Annotated in this window: 12 protein-coding genes; 6 read left to right on the top strand and 6 right to left on the bottom strand. The window is 40.5% G+C overall.

The features are described from left to right. Positions 1 to 19: 19 nt before the first annotated feature. A complete protein-coding gene (locus tag PRK60_RS08140; RefSeq protein WP_273645952.1) occupies positions 20 to 7,825 on the top strand; it encodes a DUF1542 domain-containing protein in 7,806 nt (2,601 codons plus the stop codon). Between the two features lie 122 nt (positions 7,826 to 7,947). Here PRK60_RS08140 and dltD read toward each other — a convergent pair whose 3' ends face one another. From dltD to PRK60_RS08115, 5 genes are read right to left on the bottom strand one after another with little or no spacing between them, the layout of a single operon-like run. Further along, positions 7,948 to 9,243 carry a D-alanyl-lipoteichoic acid biosynthesis protein DltD gene (gene dltD / locus PRK60_RS08135; protein WP_273645951.1) on the bottom strand — a complete coding sequence of 432 codons (1,296 nt, stop codon included), beginning with the start codon at positions 9,241 to 9,243 and terminating at the stop codon, positions 7,948 to 7,950. Beyond that, positions 9,236 to 9,475 (bottom strand): D-alanine--poly(phosphoribitol) ligase subunit DltC, encoded by a 240-nt coding sequence (gene dltC / locus PRK60_RS08130; RefSeq protein WP_273645950.1) that lies wholly within the window; start codon positions 9,473 to 9,475, stop codon positions 9,236 to 9,238. Before dltC ends, dltD begins: the two co-directional genes overlap by 8 nt. Before the next feature lie 27 nt (positions 9,476 to 9,502). Beyond that, positions 9,503 to 10,708 carry a D-alanyl-lipoteichoic acid biosynthesis protein DltB gene (dltB, locus tag PRK60_RS08125; protein ID WP_273645949.1) on the bottom strand — a complete coding sequence of 402 codons (1,206 nt, stop codon included), beginning with the start codon at positions 10,706 to 10,708 and terminating at the stop codon, positions 9,503 to 9,505. Further along, positions 10,705 to 12,231, bottom strand: a complete 1,527-nt coding sequence (dltA, locus tag PRK60_RS08120) for a D-alanine--poly(phosphoribitol) ligase subunit DltA (RefSeq protein ID WP_273645948.1) — start codon at positions 12,229 to 12,231, stop codon at positions 10,705 to 10,707. The genes dltB and dltA overlap by 4 nt, the downstream gene beginning before the upstream one ends. A gap of 16 nt (positions 12,232 to 12,247) precedes the next feature. Further along, positions 12,248 to 12,391, bottom strand: a complete 144-nt coding sequence (locus PRK60_RS08115) for a teichoic acid D-Ala incorporation-associated protein DltX (RefSeq protein WP_102168321.1) — start codon at positions 12,389 to 12,391, stop codon at positions 12,248 to 12,250. Positions 12,392 to 12,643: 252 nt separating this feature from the next. On the opposite strand from PRK60_RS08115, the gene acpS reads away from it, so the two are divergent. From acpS to codA, 4 genes are all read left to right on the top strand, one after another. Next, complete coding sequence (gene acpS / locus PRK60_RS08110; RefSeq protein WP_102168303.1) at positions 12,644 to 13,006, top strand: holo-ACP synthase; 363 nt, start codon at positions 12,644 to 12,646, stop codon at positions 13,004 to 13,006. Beyond that, positions 12,999 to 14,123: an alanine racemase gene (gene alr, locus PRK60_RS08105; RefSeq protein ID WP_273645947.1), complete on the top strand. Its 1,125-nt coding sequence runs from the start codon at positions 12,999 to 13,001 to the stop codon at positions 14,121 to 14,123. The genes acpS and alr overlap by 8 nt, the downstream gene beginning before the upstream one ends. A 183-nt stretch (positions 14,124 to 14,306) precedes the next feature. Beyond that, positions 14,307 to 15,683, top strand: a complete 1,377-nt coding sequence (locus PRK60_RS08100; protein WP_102168305.1) for a cytosine permease — start codon at positions 14,307 to 14,309, stop codon at positions 15,681 to 15,683. Then, positions 15,673 to 16,920 (top strand): cytosine deaminase, encoded by a 1,248-nt coding sequence (gene codA, locus PRK60_RS08095; protein WP_273645946.1) that lies wholly within the window; start codon positions 15,673 to 15,675, stop codon positions 16,918 to 16,920. Before PRK60_RS08100 ends, codA begins: the two co-directional genes overlap by 11 nt. A gap of 316 nt (positions 16,921 to 17,236) precedes the next feature. Here the strand turns inward: codA and cbpA are convergent, their stop codons facing one another. Continuing rightward, positions 17,237 to 17,872, bottom strand: a complete 636-nt coding sequence (gene cbpA / locus PRK60_RS08090; protein WP_102168307.1) for a cyclic di-AMP binding protein CbpA — start codon at positions 17,870 to 17,872, stop codon at positions 17,237 to 17,239. Positions 17,873 to 18,144: 272 nt separating this feature from the next. Here cbpA and pth point away from each other — a divergent pair, with 272 nt between their 5' ends. Continuing rightward, positions 18,145 to 18,705: an aminoacyl-tRNA hydrolase gene (gene pth, locus PRK60_RS08085; RefSeq protein WP_102168308.1), complete on the top strand. Its 561-nt coding sequence runs from the start codon at positions 18,145 to 18,147 to the stop codon at positions 18,703 to 18,705. Positions 18,706 to 18,768: the final 63 nt, after the last annotated feature.

Below are 18,768 nucleotides of genomic sequence, written 5' to 3'. Positions count from 1 at the left end.
TGATCAGAAGCAGGTTACTTTGACCGCTAAGACTGACCAAGCTACAACCGAATCATCAGCTAAGACGATGACACCTGCACAATCTGATGATCAAACAACTGCTCAAGCACAAACAAAGACTGAAGATCAGGCAAGTGTTGATGCGAAGACAGATGCTTCTGATAGTACCAAGACTCAACCGAATGCCGACAAGCAGACAGCTACTGAATCAAAGACCGACCAAGCTTCTGAAGATCAAGCAGCTAAGACAAATAACGATCAAGCTACTTCAACAAAGAAGGCAGCAGCGGATGATAATGCTTCAACCACTGCTAAGGATCAATCAACCACGACTGATCAAACAGCTGTAAAGAATGAAGAAAACAATGACGCTAAGGCGAACGACAACAAAACTACTAACTTAAGTCTTACTAAGGGAAGCGTTCTTAAGGCCCAAGCAGCGAAGGCTTCCTTAGTGCAAACGAAGGCAGCTACTAACGATGAAGATACGATAACCGTTAATACTGCCCAAGAATTGATTGATGCAATTCAAAAGGGAACCGCAACGACAATTAATATTGGGAAGAATATTGATTTAGGTGAAAAGACTAGCAGCCAGTACACCAATACCAATATTTCTAATAAACGTAACATCATAATTCAATCTGCTGATGGTAAGCACTATACTGTAGACTTTAACGGTTATGGCTTTAACATGTACAGTAACGATTATGGAGTTACTTTCAAAGACTTAGATTTATATGGTAGAAGTTATTTCGGTATTGTTAGAAGTGCTGGATCATATACTTTTGATAATGTTAACTACACCGGGTCACAATTAATTTATACTGATTCTGGATATAACACGACAGTTAACTTTGATGGTAATGTTACTGCTCATTCAGTGGGTTCATATACCAGTCCACTAAATAATAAGTCTCAAGTCAGCCAGGGTGGTAATACTCAACAGGTAATTCAATTTGCTGCTGGAACAAATACGATTAACTTTAATTCTGGAAGTAATGTTACCTTAACCACTACTAATTCAAACGTTCTTGAAGTTGATAAGGGAACAACAACGATCAACGTTAAGAATGGTGCCCAAGTTTCCTTAAATCCACATACTCAAAATGGACCAGAACAACTTAATGGGATGAGTATGGATAGTATTGCCCGTGGGATTGCTTCAAATGGTGATACTACTTTGAACATTGATCAGGGTGGTAACCTAGACATTAACTTGACAAAGAATACCGAAGATAAGTATCTTTCTGGTGCTCTTTACTTGAATTCTGGTGCAACGATTAATGTTAATGGTAATTTGAACATTAATTCTGATGGTACACCATATTACCGCTCTCAAGGCTGGGATGATCCGGTTTACATCAACGGTAATGCCATCATCAATGTTAATGGTGGTTCATTCAAGGCTAATGCTACTAAAATGGGTGATTACAAGGGTTCAGTTGTTACTTCAAATGGAAATTCAACGATCGCCATTAATCACCATGGTACCTTTGATGTAACTGGTGATGGCACCCAAGCTACTGGTGTATCACTTGGTAGTGGTAGTACCTTTACTTCAACTCAACCAGAATTATTTAACATTTCAATGCCAGATGGCGCCACTGCAATTAAGAACGGTAAAGTTCAATTTAAGGGTGTAAAGACCTCAGCTGATGGTCAGCCAATTGGTGAAATCGACATTACTTATGCTAGTGATGGTACCCCAACTGTTACTAAAGTTACTAGTTATGATGAAGCTGCAACTACAGCAACTAGAACTGCTGGTAATAATGCCAAGAATAAGATTAACTTAGTTGCTGCTGGTGAAGAAGTTAACTTATCTAATGTAAGTTTTGTTAAGAATGCTGACGGAACTTACACCATGAGTGGTAATGCAAATACCGCTGATAATAAGGGCGCATATGTTTATGTATCAGTAAATGGCACAGTTCACCAAGTTGCTCCAACAGATTCACAAACTCTTTGGACAGCTGGAGAAACTGGAGATCCAACTTCTTCTCAAGTTCCTTACACTGCTGAAACAGGAACAGATGGCAAATTCACTGTTAACCTTGGCAAATTAAAAGATACTGATCAAGTTTCAGTATATGGAGCTAAGGACTTTGTAACTAGTGATACAGACACTAAGACTGTTTCTGACTGGATGACTAGCTCTTACCGTGATCAATTGCAAAAGTTAGTTGATGAAGCTCCTACTGTTGAAGCAGGCTCTAACTTTACCAATGCTACTGACAATCTTAAGACTACTTATACTAGTGCAATTAGTGATGGTAGTACTCTTCTTCAAAATTCTAGCGCTACTTCAGAACAACTTGAAGCTGCAGCTAATGCCATCACCACTGCCAAGACTGCTTTAAACGGTGATCTCAACAAGGTAAAACAAGATCTTCAAGCTGCTGTTGACGCAGCTCCAGGCTTTGAAAATACCTCTGCAACTTATTACAATGCAACTCCTGCTAAGCAGAAGGCATATACAGATGCAATTAGTGCCGGTAGTGATGCCTTAAAGGCTCAAAATCCAACAGTTGAAAGCTTAACAGATGCATTAAATAAGATTAACGATGCAAAGGCTGCATTAGATGGTCAACCAACCAATAAGCAAGATCTTCAAGCTGCAGTTAATAATTCTAAAGACGTCAAGGACAGTAACAACTACACTAATGCTGATCAAGCAGCAAAGACAGCATATGATGATGCAGTAACAGCTGCTCAAAGCGTTTTGGACAACAAGAATGCAACTCAGGCTCAAGTAACTCAAGCATTGCAAGATCTAAATACTGCCAATGGCAAATTGAACGGAGATGCCAAGACAGATGCCGCTAACAGGCAAGCTCTTGAAGATGCAGTGAAGGACGCACCGAACGTAAGAAATACTCCAGCATACTACAATGGAGATAGCAAAGTTCAAGATGCATACAATAAGGCAATTACTGATGGACAAGCAGTTTTAGATAATAAGGATGCCACTCCAGCAGAAGTCAAGAATGCATTAGATGCAATTACTAATGCTAAGAAAGCATTAGATGGCCAACCAACAAATAAAGATGCCCTTCAAGATGCAGTTAATAAATCTAAAGGTATCAAGGACAGCAATAACTACGCTAATGCTGATCAAAATGAAAAGACAGCATACGACAATGCAGTAACAGCTGCTCAGGGCGTTTTAGACAACGAAAACGCAACTCAAGCTCAAGTAAATCAAGCATTAAAAGATCTTAATACTGCCAATAGCAAATTGAACGGAGATGCCAAGACAGATGCTGCTAACAGGGTTGCTCTTGAAGAAGCAGTAAAAGAAGCACCAGTAGTTGAAAAGACTTATTCTAAGTACTATAACGGCACTGAAAAAGCACAAAATGACTATAAGAATGCTGTATCAGAAGGTCAAAAAGTATTAGATAATCCAAGTGCTACAGCAGCTCAAATAAAGACAGCTTTAGATAATATTAATGCTGCAAAAGACGCGTTAGACGGAGATCCAACAGATAAAACTACTTTACAAAATGGTGTAGATAATGCAGTAGATCTGGATAAAAGCAATGCCGATGCTCAAGCTAAGAAAGCTTACACTGATGCACTTGATAAGGCTAAACAAGTATTGGCAGATCCAAATGCAACACAACAAGCAGTAAAAGAAGCAAACACCGCATTAACTAATGCAAAGACAGCATTAGACAATAGCTCAGCATTACAAAATGCCAAAAATGCATTGCAACAAGCAGTAGATGCCAAGTCAACTACAGAAAAGACCCCAGCATACTACAATGCCAATTCTGATAAGCAACAAGCATATAACACAGCAATTAGTGCTGGTACTGATGCATTAAAGGTTCAAAATCCAACAGTTGAAAGCTTAACAACTGAATTGAATAAGATTAATGAAGCAAAGAACGCATTAGATGGTAAGGCAACTGACACCAGCAAGCTTAAAGCAGCAGTCGATAATGCCAATACCGTAAAAGCAAGCAATGACTACAAAGATGCTAGTGCTGATTATCAAAAGCAATACGATGATGCAGTAAAAGCAGGTCAACAATTATTGGATCCAACTACAGCACCATCTCCATTGACTCAAGCCGATGTTGATAGAGCAGCTAAGGCAATTACAGACGCACAAAGTGCTTTAACTACTAGTGCTACAACTAATGTTAAGGATGCTAAGGAAAAAGCTACTGCTGATTTAACTACTGCTGTTGATGCAGCTAAGAAGGCAATCGATCAAGATACCAACTTAACTGAAGATGAAAGAAATGCAGCTAAAGCTCAAGTAGATCAAGATGCTAGCGCTGCAAAAGAAGCTATCAATAAGGCAACCACTAACAATGCTGTAACTTCTGCTGCAACTGCAGGTAAAGTTACCATCGATAAGACTGTCGCAAATGCTGCAATTGACAACGCTGCTGCTGGCAAGAATAAGGCTATCGATGGATCTTCATTAACTGATGAAGAAAAGAACGGCATTAAAGATCAAGTAGCTCAAGCAGTAAAGAATGCTAAGGGTGAAATTTCTGCCGCTGATACTGAACAAAAAGTAACTACTGCTCAAAAGAATGGTGTTGATGAAATCAACGGTATTAAAGTTCCGTCAACTTCAACTCAAAAAGACGAAGCAAAAGGCAACATCAATAAAGCGGCTGATGATGCTAAGAAGGAAATTGATCAAGACAGCAACTTAACCGATGATCAAAAGCAAGCAGCTAAGAATCAAATCGATAGCGATGCTAAGAATGCTCAAAAGGCGATCGATGACGCTAAGACTGATACTGATGTCAACAATGCAATTAATGGTGGTAAGCTTGCTATCGATAAGACAGCGGCAAATGCTGCCATTGACAACGCAGCAGCTGGCAAGAACAAAGAAATTGCTAACTCTCCATTAACTACTGATGAGCAAAACAAGTTGCATGATCAAGTAGCTAAGGAAGTAAAGACTGCAAAAGACAACATCAATAGCGCAACTATTCCAACTGAAGTAACTACTGCTAAGGATAATGGTGTTAAGGCAATTAACGGTGTTAAGATTCCAACAACTTCACCAGAAAAAGACAAGGCCAAAGAAAACCTTGATAAGCAAGTTCAAGATGCTAAGGATGCCATCGATAAGGACGACAACTTAACCGATGATCAAAAGCAAGCCGCTAAGGATCAAATTGATACTGACGCTAAGAACGCTCAAGATGCCATCGACAACGCTAAGAACGATGCTGATGTCAATAATGCCGCTGATAACGGTAAGCTTGCAATTGATAAGACAGTCGCCGATGCTGCAATCGATAATGCAGTGGCTGGTAAGATTAAGGACGTTAAGGCGCCATTAACTACTGATGAGCAAAAGACCTTGACTGATTTGATCAAGGAAACTGGTGAGAATGCTAAGCAAAATATTGCTAGTGCAACTACTCCAGCAGAGGTAACAACCGCTCAAGAAAATGGCGTTAAGGCTATTAACGACATTAATGTTCCAACCTCTTCTTCTGTTAAGGACAATGCTACTGCAGCGATTGATAAGGCTAATACTGCAGCTAAGACAGCTAAGGATAATATCAATAAAGCAACAACCAACGATGCAGTTAAGGACGCTGAAAATAATGGTGTTGACAGTATTAAAGGCATTACTTTCACTAACTTGGATGATGCCAAGAAGGCAGCCAATAACGCTATCGATAATGCATTAACTAACAAGACTAATGAAATTAACAATGCTTCTAACTTATCTCAAAATGAGAAGCAAGACTTGATTAGCAAGGCAACCGACGCAGCAACTACTGCCAAGGACAACATTGCTAAGGCAACTACTAACGATGCTGTAACTGATGCCCAAAACAAGGGAATTGAAGCAATTGCTAATATAACTGTTCCTAGTCTTGATGAAACTAAGCAAAAAGCAATCAATGCCATCAAGCAGGTTCAAGAATCTAAAAACAAGCAAATTAGTGATGCTAAGAACTTAAATGCAGATCAACAAAAGAGTTTAACTGATCAGGTTAATAAAATTGCTGATGATGCGATTGCGCAGATTAATGATTCTTCAGTCACTACTAATGATTCAGTTGCTACAATCTGTGATAATGCAATTGACCAAATCACTAACTTGTTTATCCCAACCTTAGATGGTGCCCAAAAGGATGCAACTAATGCAATCGAAACTGCTAAGAACGCTAAGATTGATGAGATCAATAATGCTCAGAACTTGTCTGATCAAGAGAAACAAGATTTGACTGATCAGGTAAATCAAGCTGCGGATGATGCTACTAAAGCAATCAAGGATGCAACAACTAATGATGCTGTTAAGGATGCTGAAACTAAGGGCTTGAATGATATTAACAACATCAAGGTTCCAAGTTTGGCTGAGAAGCAACAGGAAGCTAAGAATGCGGTTGCTAAGGCTGCCGATGCCAAGAATCAGGCAATTGACAATTCCAATTTGACATCAGACGAAAAGACTGCCTTGAAGAAGCAAGTTAGTGCCGCCCAAGCAGCTGCTAATAAGGCGATTGATGATGCTTCAACTGATGCTGGGGTAACTAAGGCACAGAATGATGGTATTGATAACATCAACAAGATTGCTATCCCAGAAACTTCAGATGCCAAGGCCAAAGCAACAACTGACCTTAAGGATGCTGTTGATAATGCTAAGAAGGCAATTGATCAAGATACTAACTTGACTAATGACCAAAAGCAAGCAGCTAAGGACGCAATTGATCAGGATGCTAAGACTGCTCAAGAAGCGATCAATAATGCTAATACTGATAGTGATGTTAAGAAGGCTACTGATAACGGTCAATTAGCAATTGACAAGGATGTTGCTAATGCAGCAATTGATAACGCTGCCGCTGGTAAGAAGGCTGAAATTGCTAAATCACCATTAACTGATGCTGAAAAGCAAGCCTTAGATCAGCAAGTTGATCAACAAGTACAAACAGCTAAGAGCAATATTGCTAAGGCTACGACTACTGATGAAGTAACTACGGCACAGAACAATGGTATTGATAACATTAATAATATTAAGATTCCATCAGTGCCAACAACTAACCTGACAGATGCTAAGAATGCTGCCAATACTGCCATTGACAACGCTGCCGCAGCCAAGAAGAATGCCATCAAGGCTGCCCAAGATGCTGGTACTATTACCGCTGAGCAAGCAACTGATTTGAATCAGCAAGTTGATCGGGCTGCTAATGAGGCTAAGCAAGCAATCAACAATGCCACAACAGTAAGTCAGGTTGAACAAGCCCAAACCAGTGGTATTCAGACGATTAACAACATTAATATCCCAAGCATTACTGATGCTAAGGATGCTGCTAAGAACGCGATTGATCAGGCTGCTAAGAATAAGGATGCTGAAATTGATGCAAGCAACTTAAGCGATCAGGAAAAGGCCGATTTGAAGAATGAGGTCAAGGTAATTGCTGACACCGCTAAGAAGAGCATTGATAGTGTTGATAATGCTGCTGAAGTAAACAATGCAATGAATGCCGGAATTGCAGCAATTAATAGTATTAAGGTTGCTACTAGTTCAGATAACCAAAATGGACAATCAGGCAACAACGGTAGTACCATTGATAATGGTTCAGGTGAAGCTACGAATAATAATGGTAGTCAAGCCGGTTCAGTAACTGGTGCTACAACAAGTCAATCAAATGGTGCAAAGGTTTCTGCTACTGGTCTAAATGTTAAGAATAATGTTAATAAGCAAGCAGCTCAATTGCCACAGACTGGTAACCAAACTAATACTAGTCTTGGTGTAGTTGGCTTAGCAGCTGCTAGTCTTGCCTGTCTCTTCGGCTTTACCAAGTTAGGTAAGAAGAAGGAAGACTAGTAAGTTAGCTTAGTTAGCTACTTAAATTCAAAAGCGACTCGAGAGGGAAATCCTCTTGAGCCGCTTTTTTGATCAAATAAAATCCCAGGATGAGATTAGCTCACTCTGGGATTTACTGAATATTACTTATTCAATTTTTGTTCCTTAAATTGGTTCAGGTTTTGTTGAGTAGGGATAAGGTTTGCCCAAGTCTTGGTCAAGAACTCATCGCTCAAGTGATAGTGTGGTTGAGGCTGACTTTGTTCGATAAATTTGCTTGTCGCACTATCGAACTTAACCCAACCAGCATAACCAATGTGAATTGTATCTTCCATGAAGTAAGGCTTGTTACCATCATGAGAAAGGTCAAGGATGTTGTTAAACCCTTGTTGCCGAAGTTGGAACTTAATCTTGTTAACGGTGCGATAGTACATTTGCATATCCATTCCAGTATATGCTTCCCATTGACCATTAACGGGAGGAATAACGAACATAACGTTTGTGTTGTTATTCTTAAATTGATTAAGTACAACTTGTAAATCGCCATATTCTGGTGATTGGTTATAGTTAAAGTGACGTTGTGAACCTTTAAGTTTCTTCAAGTTAGGCTTAACCTTCTTAGTATAGAAGGAATTCTTAACGTGGAAGTCATTATTGTCGGTTTCCTTAGCAGCCTCATTAACTGCCATCTTGTGTAGTCGGTCTTCATTATACTTAGCCGGTAGTTTGTGAATCTGTGACTTAATGAAGTGACTATAATTATTATCTAACTGGATTCCTGAAAATAATGCATCCTGGTGTTGTAACAGCGTCAGCCGGAAACTTAAAATGGCTTTATCCCAACTGCTTAAAGGCTTTCCTTGAGCAATCTTAGCAGCGTCTTCAGCAACTGAACCATCATTACCAATCATTTGGATTAACCGCTTGGCAACGTACTGATCATATGGTGACTTTGGATTAGCTTTCTTTAACCAGGTTAAGTCAGCTAATTCACCGTTGTAGTACTTAAAAGCTGGGGGTAAAATTCCCTTTTTAACAAACCATTGTGGCGAAACAATATAAACGGCCTTTTTATCTCGCAACTGGCCCTCCATCGTAGTGATGTTAAAGAACTGGGGGAGTGATTGTGCTCCACGCTGTCCTAGAAGGAACGGGGTATAGTTATGATAACGTGCCGCCATAATTGATGGGTGGAAATTATCAAACCGCCGTAATTCACTTGAACCAAAAAACGGAACATAACGGGTATTCTTATCAGAAAGTGCTTGTTGTTTCAACTTTTGGTTTTTGAAAACTACGGGACTAAGCGAGGAAGCAGCCCGTTGTTCAGTTTTAGCTGAATAGTGGCTACCTAAAGGCATTGTAAAAAGAATTAAAATCAGAACAAAGGCAAGAATAACTGGGCCAAAGATATACCACAGTCGCTTGCGGTTAGTCATTTTGGAGCTCCTTTACACGGTCAACCATCTTATCAACTGAACTCCATTGGCTCCGGTCAAATTCGGAAACAGGTACTTGAATATCGAATTGATCTTGAAGTGCTAGGAGCACGCTAACAGTAGCCATTGAGTCTAATAAACCATCTGCAAATAAGTCTTCGCTAGTATCACTGAAGTCTCTTGCATCCCGACCAGTTGCGTCAGCTAAAATGTTAATAATATCGTCTTTCATTATAAAATCCTCCTAAATAAATCTCGATTACCCGAAGAAGTAAGTATTGAGGTAACCACTAAAGAGTAAGAACGTTAACATTACAAAGTTAAACGTTACAAAGATGGCAACACATTCTGTGAACTTGTTATGTGGCAGGTTCTTCAAGTGCTTACGCTTGTAACGCAGCCACCAGTCATTGATAACAAGTGCCAGTCCGTGAAGGAATCCATATAGAATATAATACCATGTAATTCCGTGCCAGAATCCCATTGTCAGCATGTTTAACATGTATGCTGTTGCGGATAATGTATTCCGGTTCTTGAACCAGCGTTTTTTAGTTGCCATAAAGACAAACCGCATAAAGATATAATCACGGAACCAGAATGATAAACTGATGTGCCACCGGTTCCAGAATTCCTTGATATTCTTAGATTTGAATGGTTGCTTAAAGTTCATTGGGGTCTTAACACCCATAAAGTAACTAATCGCAACCGCAAAGAGTGAATATCCAGCAAAGTCAAAGAACAGGTAGAACCCATAAGTGTACATTACACCGAGCATGTTCCACGAAAATAATCCATCGCCCATGGCCGCCTGTTCAAAGTGTGGATAGAAGCGTTGGCCAAAGAAGTAGGCGATGACAAACTTGTAAAGAAAACCGAGGAATAGGTAATAGATCCCCTTTTCAACAAGTTTGAGATAATCGGAACGTTCAGGCGTTTTTTGGTAATCCTTAGAGAAACGCCGGTAACGATCGATTGGTCCAGAAGTAATGGTTGGCATGAAGAGCATGAAGCGAATAAAATGCCACGGTGTAATTTCTTTTACCATCCCATCACGGGTTTCGATAATTGTTCCAACTGCTCGGAAGGTAAGGTAACTAATTCCCAAGAAACCAAGCAGCGAGTTATGACCAACCATTGCTGGTGATAACTTAACAATAATGATTGGGATCAAAGAAAGAAATGAGAAGAGGTAAAAGATACCGGTAGAATTATTAGTTTTTCTGTAATGGTGGTAGTACATTACCAAAATGGTTTGGTAAATAACGTACGCAATTAGGGAAAAGAGCTGTTGCCAACTAGCGCCATCAAACATCAGAAAAATGAAGATGAAGCTAATTAGTGCTTCGTACCACTGGAAACGTTTGCCGAAGTACAGTCCAATGCCTAGGGCAAGTAGTAAGTAAATAAAATAAACTGGTGTCCCGTAGGCAGTGAAATTCGGCAAACTTGCGAGCCAATTAATCATTGGTTAGCCTCTTTGATTAGTTGTTTAACTGCAATCTTGCCATTTGCAGACATTGGGAATGAATCCCGATAGATGAATTGGGTTGGCATCATGTAAGGCATGATCAAACCATTGAGACTTTCCCGAATTTCCTTAGTTAGTTGCTCCTGATCCTCAACCTCTTCCTTAGGGATAACGTAAGCAATGAGGTGGGCAACTTGACCATTCTTGTTATACTTTGGAGCGGCAACGGCTTGTTTAATGAGCGGACTCTTTTCAAGGCTAGCCCGTACTTCATCAAGTTCAACCCGGAAACCGTGGAGCTTGATCTGGAAGTCCATTCGTCCTTTATGATGAAGGAGACCATCTGCATCGAGAGTACCGGCATCTCCAGTCCGGTATGCTGGTACACCGTTGATCTTGAAGAAGGCCTTAGCAGTCTTTTCAGGATTGTTCATGTAGCCACGAGCAACACTATTACCGCTAATAATAATTTCCCCTTGTTGGCCTGGTTCGGTTAACTGCTTATCACCATCCCAAATTGAAAGCTCGACTCCTGGTTTAGCGTAACCAACTGGCAACCGGTCATTATTAGCGATGATTTCTGGAGTGATTTCAATTCCAGAGATTGCGACCGTTGTTTCGGTTGGCCCGTAAGTGTTAAAAATTCGGGCATGAGGGAAGCGTTGGTGAAGGGCTTTAGCTGTCTTAACGGTGAGCTCTTCGCCACAGAACATGAAGATACTTAGACTTGGCATCTTTTCTTCATTAAATGCAGGGCTAAGCATTAACATGTCAGCAAATGATGGTGTGCCGACAAAGACGTTGAGGTCCAAAGTTGGCAATGCGGTAAACATTTGACCGAAGTTTTCCACCACTGAGTGCGGAAGAGCTTTGATGGTTCCACCGTTTAATAGTGCCGGCAACCAGTACATGTTAGATAAGTCAAATGAGTATGGCGGTTGACCAAGGAAGTTAGCGTGTTCAGGAATATTGAAATCTGAATCAAGAACCCAATCGACGAAGGTCTTGAAATTATCATGGCTAACTTCCACCCCTTTAGGTGAACCAGTCGTTCCAGAAGTAAAGAGGACGTAGGCCAGTTCATCTCCAGAAACGGGATCAGTAGGGGTAAACTCTTGGTGAGCCGCTAAAACATTAGTTAGCTGTTCGTTAGAAATTACCCGAGCATCGAAATTGAGATTATCACTTGGAAAATCATCAACAGCGATAATTAATTCTGGCTTAGCAGTATCGAGAATTGATTGGATCCGCGGAATTGCGGAATCAGTTGAGACGGGAATATATGGATGGCCCGCTTTTAATGCTGCTAAGAAACTGGTAATCATCTCGACTTGGTGATCACCGAATACGAGGATTGGACTTTGACGGGTCATATTTTGCTTAGTAAGCCAAGTAGCTAAACTGTCTGAATTGGCTTTTAATTCACCATAGCTTGTCTGCTTTCCCATTTCGTCATAAGCAACCCGCGTTGAATTATCCTTGGCAATTTGGTCAAAGACAGTAACGATATTTGTATTCAATTCTATTTCCTCCACATTAGAATTCATTGTAAATGAACGGTTCTTGACCTGCTCCATAATAACCATAAAGGTAAATTAGCAGGAGAATAACGATAAAGTAGAATACCGTTTTTAAGATGAATATTAGTGCAGGATGATTCTTAATACTTTTACTAAAGATTACGAATCGCTCCTTTCGCTCATAAAAGCTAATATACCATAACGAGTTTAGCGCGCCATAGTAAGTTAGTTAATTGTTCCAGCAAAAATTTAAGATATTCGTAATTAAATTTTTACACCTATTTATTATAGATAATTTGCGGTAAGGTTCAAAGTAAAATAATGTAATCTTGCGAATTATTATTTATTTATGCGAAAATAAGAGTTCAAATAATAATGATAGGTAAATTTTATTAAATAAGAGGTTATGACAGTGATTAAGGGAATTGGAATTGACATCACTGAGATTAAACGAATTCAGGAAATGCGGCAAAAGCATCCCCAATTTGTTAGCAAAATATTGACACCGGCAGAGCAAAAGCAGTATGAGGGGCTAGATGGTTCACGTGCACTGGAATACTTAGCTGGTCGTTGGTCATTAAAGGAGTCCTTTTCAAAGGCATATGGAACCGGAATTGGTAGTGAAGTTGGCTTTCAAGATATTGAGGTTATTGATAACCAGCTGGGAGCGCCAATTGTTACTAAAGCGCCGTTTGCTGGTCGTGTCCATGCATCGGTTAGCCATACTGCAGTAAATGTCATCACAGAAATTCTTTTGGAGGATAAAAATGATTAGTGGACGATTACGAGATACAAAATTAATTGTTGATTTAGGAGCAATTAAGCACAATATTTATGAACAGCAAAAGTTACTGGCTCCTAATAGTAAGATCCTTACGGTTGTTAAGGCGAATGCTTATGGAAATGGCCTAGTTCCGGTGGCGCAAACAGCAATTAAGGCTGGGGCAACGGGGACTTGCGTTGCAATCCTAGATGAGGCACTAGAATTACGCGATAGTGGGATCACATCATTAATCTTGGTTTTAGGAATTACCCCCGTGGAGAATGCTCATATTGCTGCAGAAGCAGGAGTATCGTTGACTGTTGGTTCGTTAGACTGGCTTGAAGACTATCATCAATTAGCAGTAGCCAATCATTGGACTAAGCCGTTGAAGGTTCACCTAGGGATTGATTCAGGGATGGGGCGGATTGGCTTTACAACTGTTGAAAGTTTTAATGAAGCAGCTAGGTTCGTCCGTGAGCACCACGAATTTGAATTTGAAGGGATGTTTACCCATTTTGCAACTGCAGATAGTGCTGATGATAGCTACTTTAACAAGCAGGTTAATAAGTGGGAACAATTTGTCAATAGTTTGACTGAGTTACCACCATTTGTCCATATGGCAAACTCCGCTACCGGAATGTGGCACCGAGAAAAGATCACGGCCAATACTGTTCGAATGGGAATTTCAATGTACGGACAAAATCCATCCGGTCGTGAATTGACCGCGACCCTTGATTTGAAACCAGTGGAACAGCTGGTTACCAGTATTAGTTTTGTTAAGAAACTCAAGGCTGGTGAATCAGTAAGCTATGGTGCAACCTATACCGCGCAAGAAGATGAATGGCTGGCAACTTTGCCAATCGGTTATGCTGACGGTTATCCACGTTGTATGACGGGTTACAAGGTTCTTGTCGACGGTCAATTTTGTGATATTGCCGGGCGGGTTTGCATGGACCAGATGATGATCCGTCTGCCTAAGCCTTACCCAGTCGGAACACGAGTTGTTTTAATGGGGCGGTCCGGAGACAAGAAAATCACAGCTAATGATCTTGCTGATCGAGCAGGAACAATCAACTATGAAATTATGACAAATATCAGTAACCGTGTTCACCGGGTTTATACTGATTAGTTGCTTGACATCGTTGATCCATTTGATATAATTTAGATAATTTTATAGGTCCTTTAATGTAGCCCCGTGAGACTACAAAAGACTACCGAATTAATAAGCAGTGATCCACAGTCGACCACGCAGAGATTGGATAGCCTTGAGTTCTTTACGGGACTCAAGGTTATTTATTTAGGAGGAACGATTGTGGAAGATAAACAACACACGCCAATCTTAAGTATTCCCATGAAGAGTCGGCGAACAACAAGATGGGACATGTTTGCAACCTGGGTTGGGGCAAACGCAAATAACGGAACCTGGTTTGTCGGTGGTGTTCTTGCTGCTTGTGGATTTGCCGTGGCAATGAAGGTGCTTGTTCTTTCGTCAGCCTTATCATATGTTTTCCTGAGCCTAATCGGTTATATTGGTTACAAAACAGGTGTTTCAACCATGGCGATTAGCCGGGCATCCTTTGGGGAACGCGGAAGCTACTTACCATCACTGGTTAACATTACCCAGTTTATTGGCTGGACGGCAGTTAATACATTTATCGCTGCTCAATCAGTTAGTCTTATTTTCCACCAGTTGCTTCACTGGCCGCTTTGGGGACAACCAGGTGGTGACAAAGGGTTAGTTGTTGGGATTTTGATTATGAGTATTCTTCACATCATCAGTGTTTCCAGTGGTTCACGGTCGGTTCAATTGATTGAACGAATTGGGATTATCCTTGTCTTTATTTTTGTCCTTTGGGAATCTGTTGCTGTTTTTAAGACAGTTTCGATGGATCAAATCATTGGCTGGCATGTACCGGCAAAGGCACGGATGGCTACTGGAGCAGCGATTGATTACGTAGCTGCTTTTAACCTGGCTTGGGTGACTGCCGGTGCTGACTTTACCCGCTTTACTTCAATCAAGAATAATGCGATCCATACACCATTTTGGGGAGCATTGATTGGGGTTGTGTGGTTTGCCTTTATTGGTTTAATTTCCACAATTAGTATTGCAATTTCAAGCGGCGTTTATAATGCTAATAACTCGGATCCATCGACAATTGCAAGTAAGTTAGGCCTTGGGGTTGTAGCGTTCTTAGTAATTATCTTGACGTCAATGACTGCCAACGCGGTTAACCTGCTTGCCGCCGGATCAGCCTTATCGAATATTTTTATTCGGCTACGGCTAAAATACTCATTGTGGATCGTGGTTCTTTTAGCAACAATTGTAACCTTTATTCCAATGTTTGTTGGGAGCTTCTTGGATACTTTTGAATCTTTCCTTGATTATGTTGGAATGGTTCTGGGACCAACAATTGCGATCATCTGTACTGATTTCTATATTCGTGCGCACCGTCACTATGACGTTAAACAATTAGGTTTAATTAACGGTAAGTATTGGTACCATCACGGCTTTAACTGGATTGCTTACCTTGTCTTTGCTTTAGGAGTAGTATTCTTTATTGCGGTTCACCAAATGCCAATTTTTGCTAATACAGTTGGGGCAACATTTGTTGATATGGTACTAAGCGGATTGCTTTATTACATTTTAATGGCCATTTATGACCGGAAAGGATCACGTCATGCTAATTAAGAGTGTTCACATTGATAATGATGAAAATGATGAAGAGTTAAAAGATGTTCGCGTTACTGATGGTCAATTTACTGAAATCGCCGCTGAAATCAAGCCGCGTGAAGATGAAAAAGTTATTGATGGCAATGGTGCATTGATGTTGCCACCGTTTGTTGACTCCCATGTTCACCTTGATGCAACACTAACGGCTGGTGAGCCTGAATGGAACGAAACGGGAACGTTATTCGATGGCATTCGGATTTGGAGCGAACGGAAGCAGGATCTTTCGATTGAAGACGTTAAGCAGAGAGCTAAAGCAACGATTAAGAACATGGTTGGTCACGGAATTCAGCATATTCGGAGTCACGTTGACGTTACGGATCCGCATTTAATTGCTGCCCGAGCCTTATTGGAGTTACGAGAAGAATTAAAGGATCAGATTGACTTACAGTTAGTAGCCTTTCCGCAAGAAGGAATTCTGAGTTTCCCTCATGGGCGTGAACTAATGGAACAAGCTGTTAAGGAAGGCCTCGATGTTGTTGGTGGAATCCCTCATTTTGAATTTACTACTGAGTATGGCTGGCAATCAGTTCATTTCTTAATGAAGTTAGCGGACCATTATGATCGGCTGGTTGATGTTCACTGTGACGAGATTGATGACCCTGCTTCACGGAACCTCGAAGTCTTGGCAACCGAAGCCTATGAACGGGGAATGAAAGATCGAGTAACCGCAAGTCATACGACTGCAATGGGGTCGTATAATGATGCTTATACTTATAAGTTATTCCGCCTATTAAAGATAAGTGAGATTAACTTTGTTGCTAACCCATTAGTTAATATTCACCTTGGTGGCCGATTTGATACTTACCCGAAGCGTCGCGGAATGACCAGGGTAAAGGAATTAACCGAAGCGGGGATGAACGTTTCCTTTGGTGAAGACGATGTTCAAGATCCATGGAATTCGCTTGGTAATGGGAACATGCTTGATGCTGTAACCATGGGTGTTTATGCTGGTCATTTGATGGGCTACCATCAGCTTCAAGATGCGTTCAAGTTCGTTACGTATAATGGAGCTAAAACTCTTCATATTACCGATCAGTATGGAATTGAGGTTGGTAAGCCAGCTAACTTTATCTTGTTAAATGCTCCTGACTTTTACAATGCCTTGAATAAGCATGTCGAAGTATTAGCCAATGTTCGCCACGGCAAAATCCTTGCCCAAACCAAACCAGCAGAAACAAGGGTGAATTTAGATTAGAGCGCGAGCCGTGACGAATTAGCAACTGAGCACTAGAAAACCCGGACGATGATTGTTTACAATCAAGGACGGGATAGCTAGGCGGAAGTTGCGGTCACGGCGAAGGAGTGAACCAGAAAACTTGTTTTCGTCTGTGAACACTCGCAAGTCTGATTAGACTTCTTGCTATCAACTTGTTGATGAAAGAAGTCAATCAGCTACTGCGCAGATCTTGACTATGTAGCCTAGGAAACTCGAGCGAAGAACGTTTTGACTCTGTCGCAGTCGTTGATTACACAGAGATCTAAAAAAAGGAACCAAATTTTTGGTTCCTTTTTTAAGCTTCATGCAAATCTTCAATTTCAGTAACTTCGAAACCTCTTTTGGTTAACCGCCGAACAATTCGTTCCATTCGGTCATGATCAACATCGGTCGGTAAGGTGAACAGGACCTGCTTAACGGATGAATGATCGGGATCTAAAGAAATAACGTTAACAATTTGACAGAAGCGGGTGATTTCTTTTGCGGCATTCATTAAAGCCCCCCGTTCGTCATGGGCAACGACAGTTAAAACGTAGCTACCGTTGTTAACGTTCCATCCGGCTGCAAGCATTCGGAGTAAACGATTGTGAGTTAGGATGCCATAAAATTGGTTATTTTCATCCAAAACGGCAATGTATGGGAGATCACGGATCGCAAAGAATACAGAGAAGAAAGCAGAATTAATGGAAACGAATTTGGTAGAGTTCTTTAGTAGTGAAGTTACCGGAAGCGTCATATCGCCATTTCGTGACTTATGACGGTAGATATGCATTTTGTAGATATTGCCACGGAAAATTTTCCCAGACTTATCTAAAATCGGCACGCAACGATATCCAGTATTTTCAAGAACGGTCAATGCTTCCTGGAGAGTTGCGGTTTCAGGCAATGTAGTCAGATCTGCCTTTTTCTTAATAAGCGAACTAAAAATCATAATGTTCTTCCTTTACTAAATTAAAACGTATTAAGTGCATAAATCATCATAACACAGAATTGATCTTAGTATTAGAACAAAATGAGAGAATTAAGAATGACTAATATGATAACCAAAGAATGGTAACGTTAATTGTTTTAGTTTTAGTTACGGCTAGGGTATAATAACATTCAGGTAATTCTACATAATCAGAATTGAACGAAGTAAATAAGCATTAGGCTGCAACTAAGGCGGCCTTTTTGCATTTGACTTAAAGGGGACGAATTAAAATAATGAAAATGATTGTCGGCTTAGGAAATATTGGAACGCGCTATGATGAAACTCGTCATAATACAGGCTTTATGGTAGTAGAACAATTAGCCCGTGATTATCACCTAGGAGCTTTTACACATCTTAAGCAAGAGGCTGTTGCCGTTACCGGAATGATCAACGGTGAGAAAGTAATGCTCGTCAAGCCAACTACTTTCATGAATGATTCTGGAAGAGCTGTTGGACCGCTTGTTGATTACTATGATCTTGACCTTGATGATCTGGTAGTAGTTAATGATGATCTTGATATGCCAGTGGGTAAAGTTCGGTTGAAGACTCATGGCGCATCAGGTGGTCATAATGGATTGAAGAGCATCATTAACGCATTAGGGACTAATAAATTTAATCGCATTAAGGTCGGAATTGATCATCCTAAACATGGCACCGTTGTTAGCCACGTTCTCGGTAAATTCACTAAAGAAGAACGTCCAGATTTCGATCAAGCCGTCCTTACCGCCGAACATGCCCTCGAAGACTGGATTAACGGCAAAAACTTTGCCCAGTTGATGAATGAATATAACTAGAGCGCGAGCTAGCAAGTTCCTGGCGAGCGCATTTCAACATTAAATTCACAATGTAAATAAAAA

It is taken from the genome of Limosilactobacillus portuensis (assembly GCF_028607025.1).
GTDB lineage: Bacteria > Bacillota > Bacilli > Lactobacillales > Lactobacillaceae > Limosilactobacillus > Limosilactobacillus portuensis.
This window is presented reverse-complemented; position numbering and strand designations above follow the sequence as displayed.

Coding starts and splice junctions, on each gene's coding strand:
- pth (WP_102168308.1), top strand. CDS start 18,145: ATGAAAATGATTGTCGGCTTAGGAAATATTGGAACGCGCTATGATGAA.
- dltC (WP_273645950.1), bottom strand. CDS start 9,475: ATGAAAGACGATATTATTAACATTTTAGCTGACGCAACTGGTCGGGAT.
- dltB (WP_273645949.1), bottom strand. CDS start 10,708: ATGATTAATTGGCTCGCAAGTTTGCCGAATTTCACTGCCTACGGGACA.
- cbpA (WP_102168307.1), bottom strand. CDS start 17,872: ATGATTTTTAGTTCGCTTATTAAGAAAAAGGCAGATCTGACTACATTG.
- codA (WP_273645946.1), top strand. CDS start 15,673: ATGCTAATTAAGAGTGTTCACATTGATAATGATGAAAATGATGAAGAG.
- alr (WP_273645947.1), top strand. CDS start 12,999: ATGATTAGTGGACGATTACGAGATACAAAATTAATTGTTGATTTAGGA.
- dltD (WP_273645951.1), bottom strand. CDS start 9,243: ATGACTAACCGCAAGCGACTGTGGTATATCTTTGGCCCAGTTATTCTT.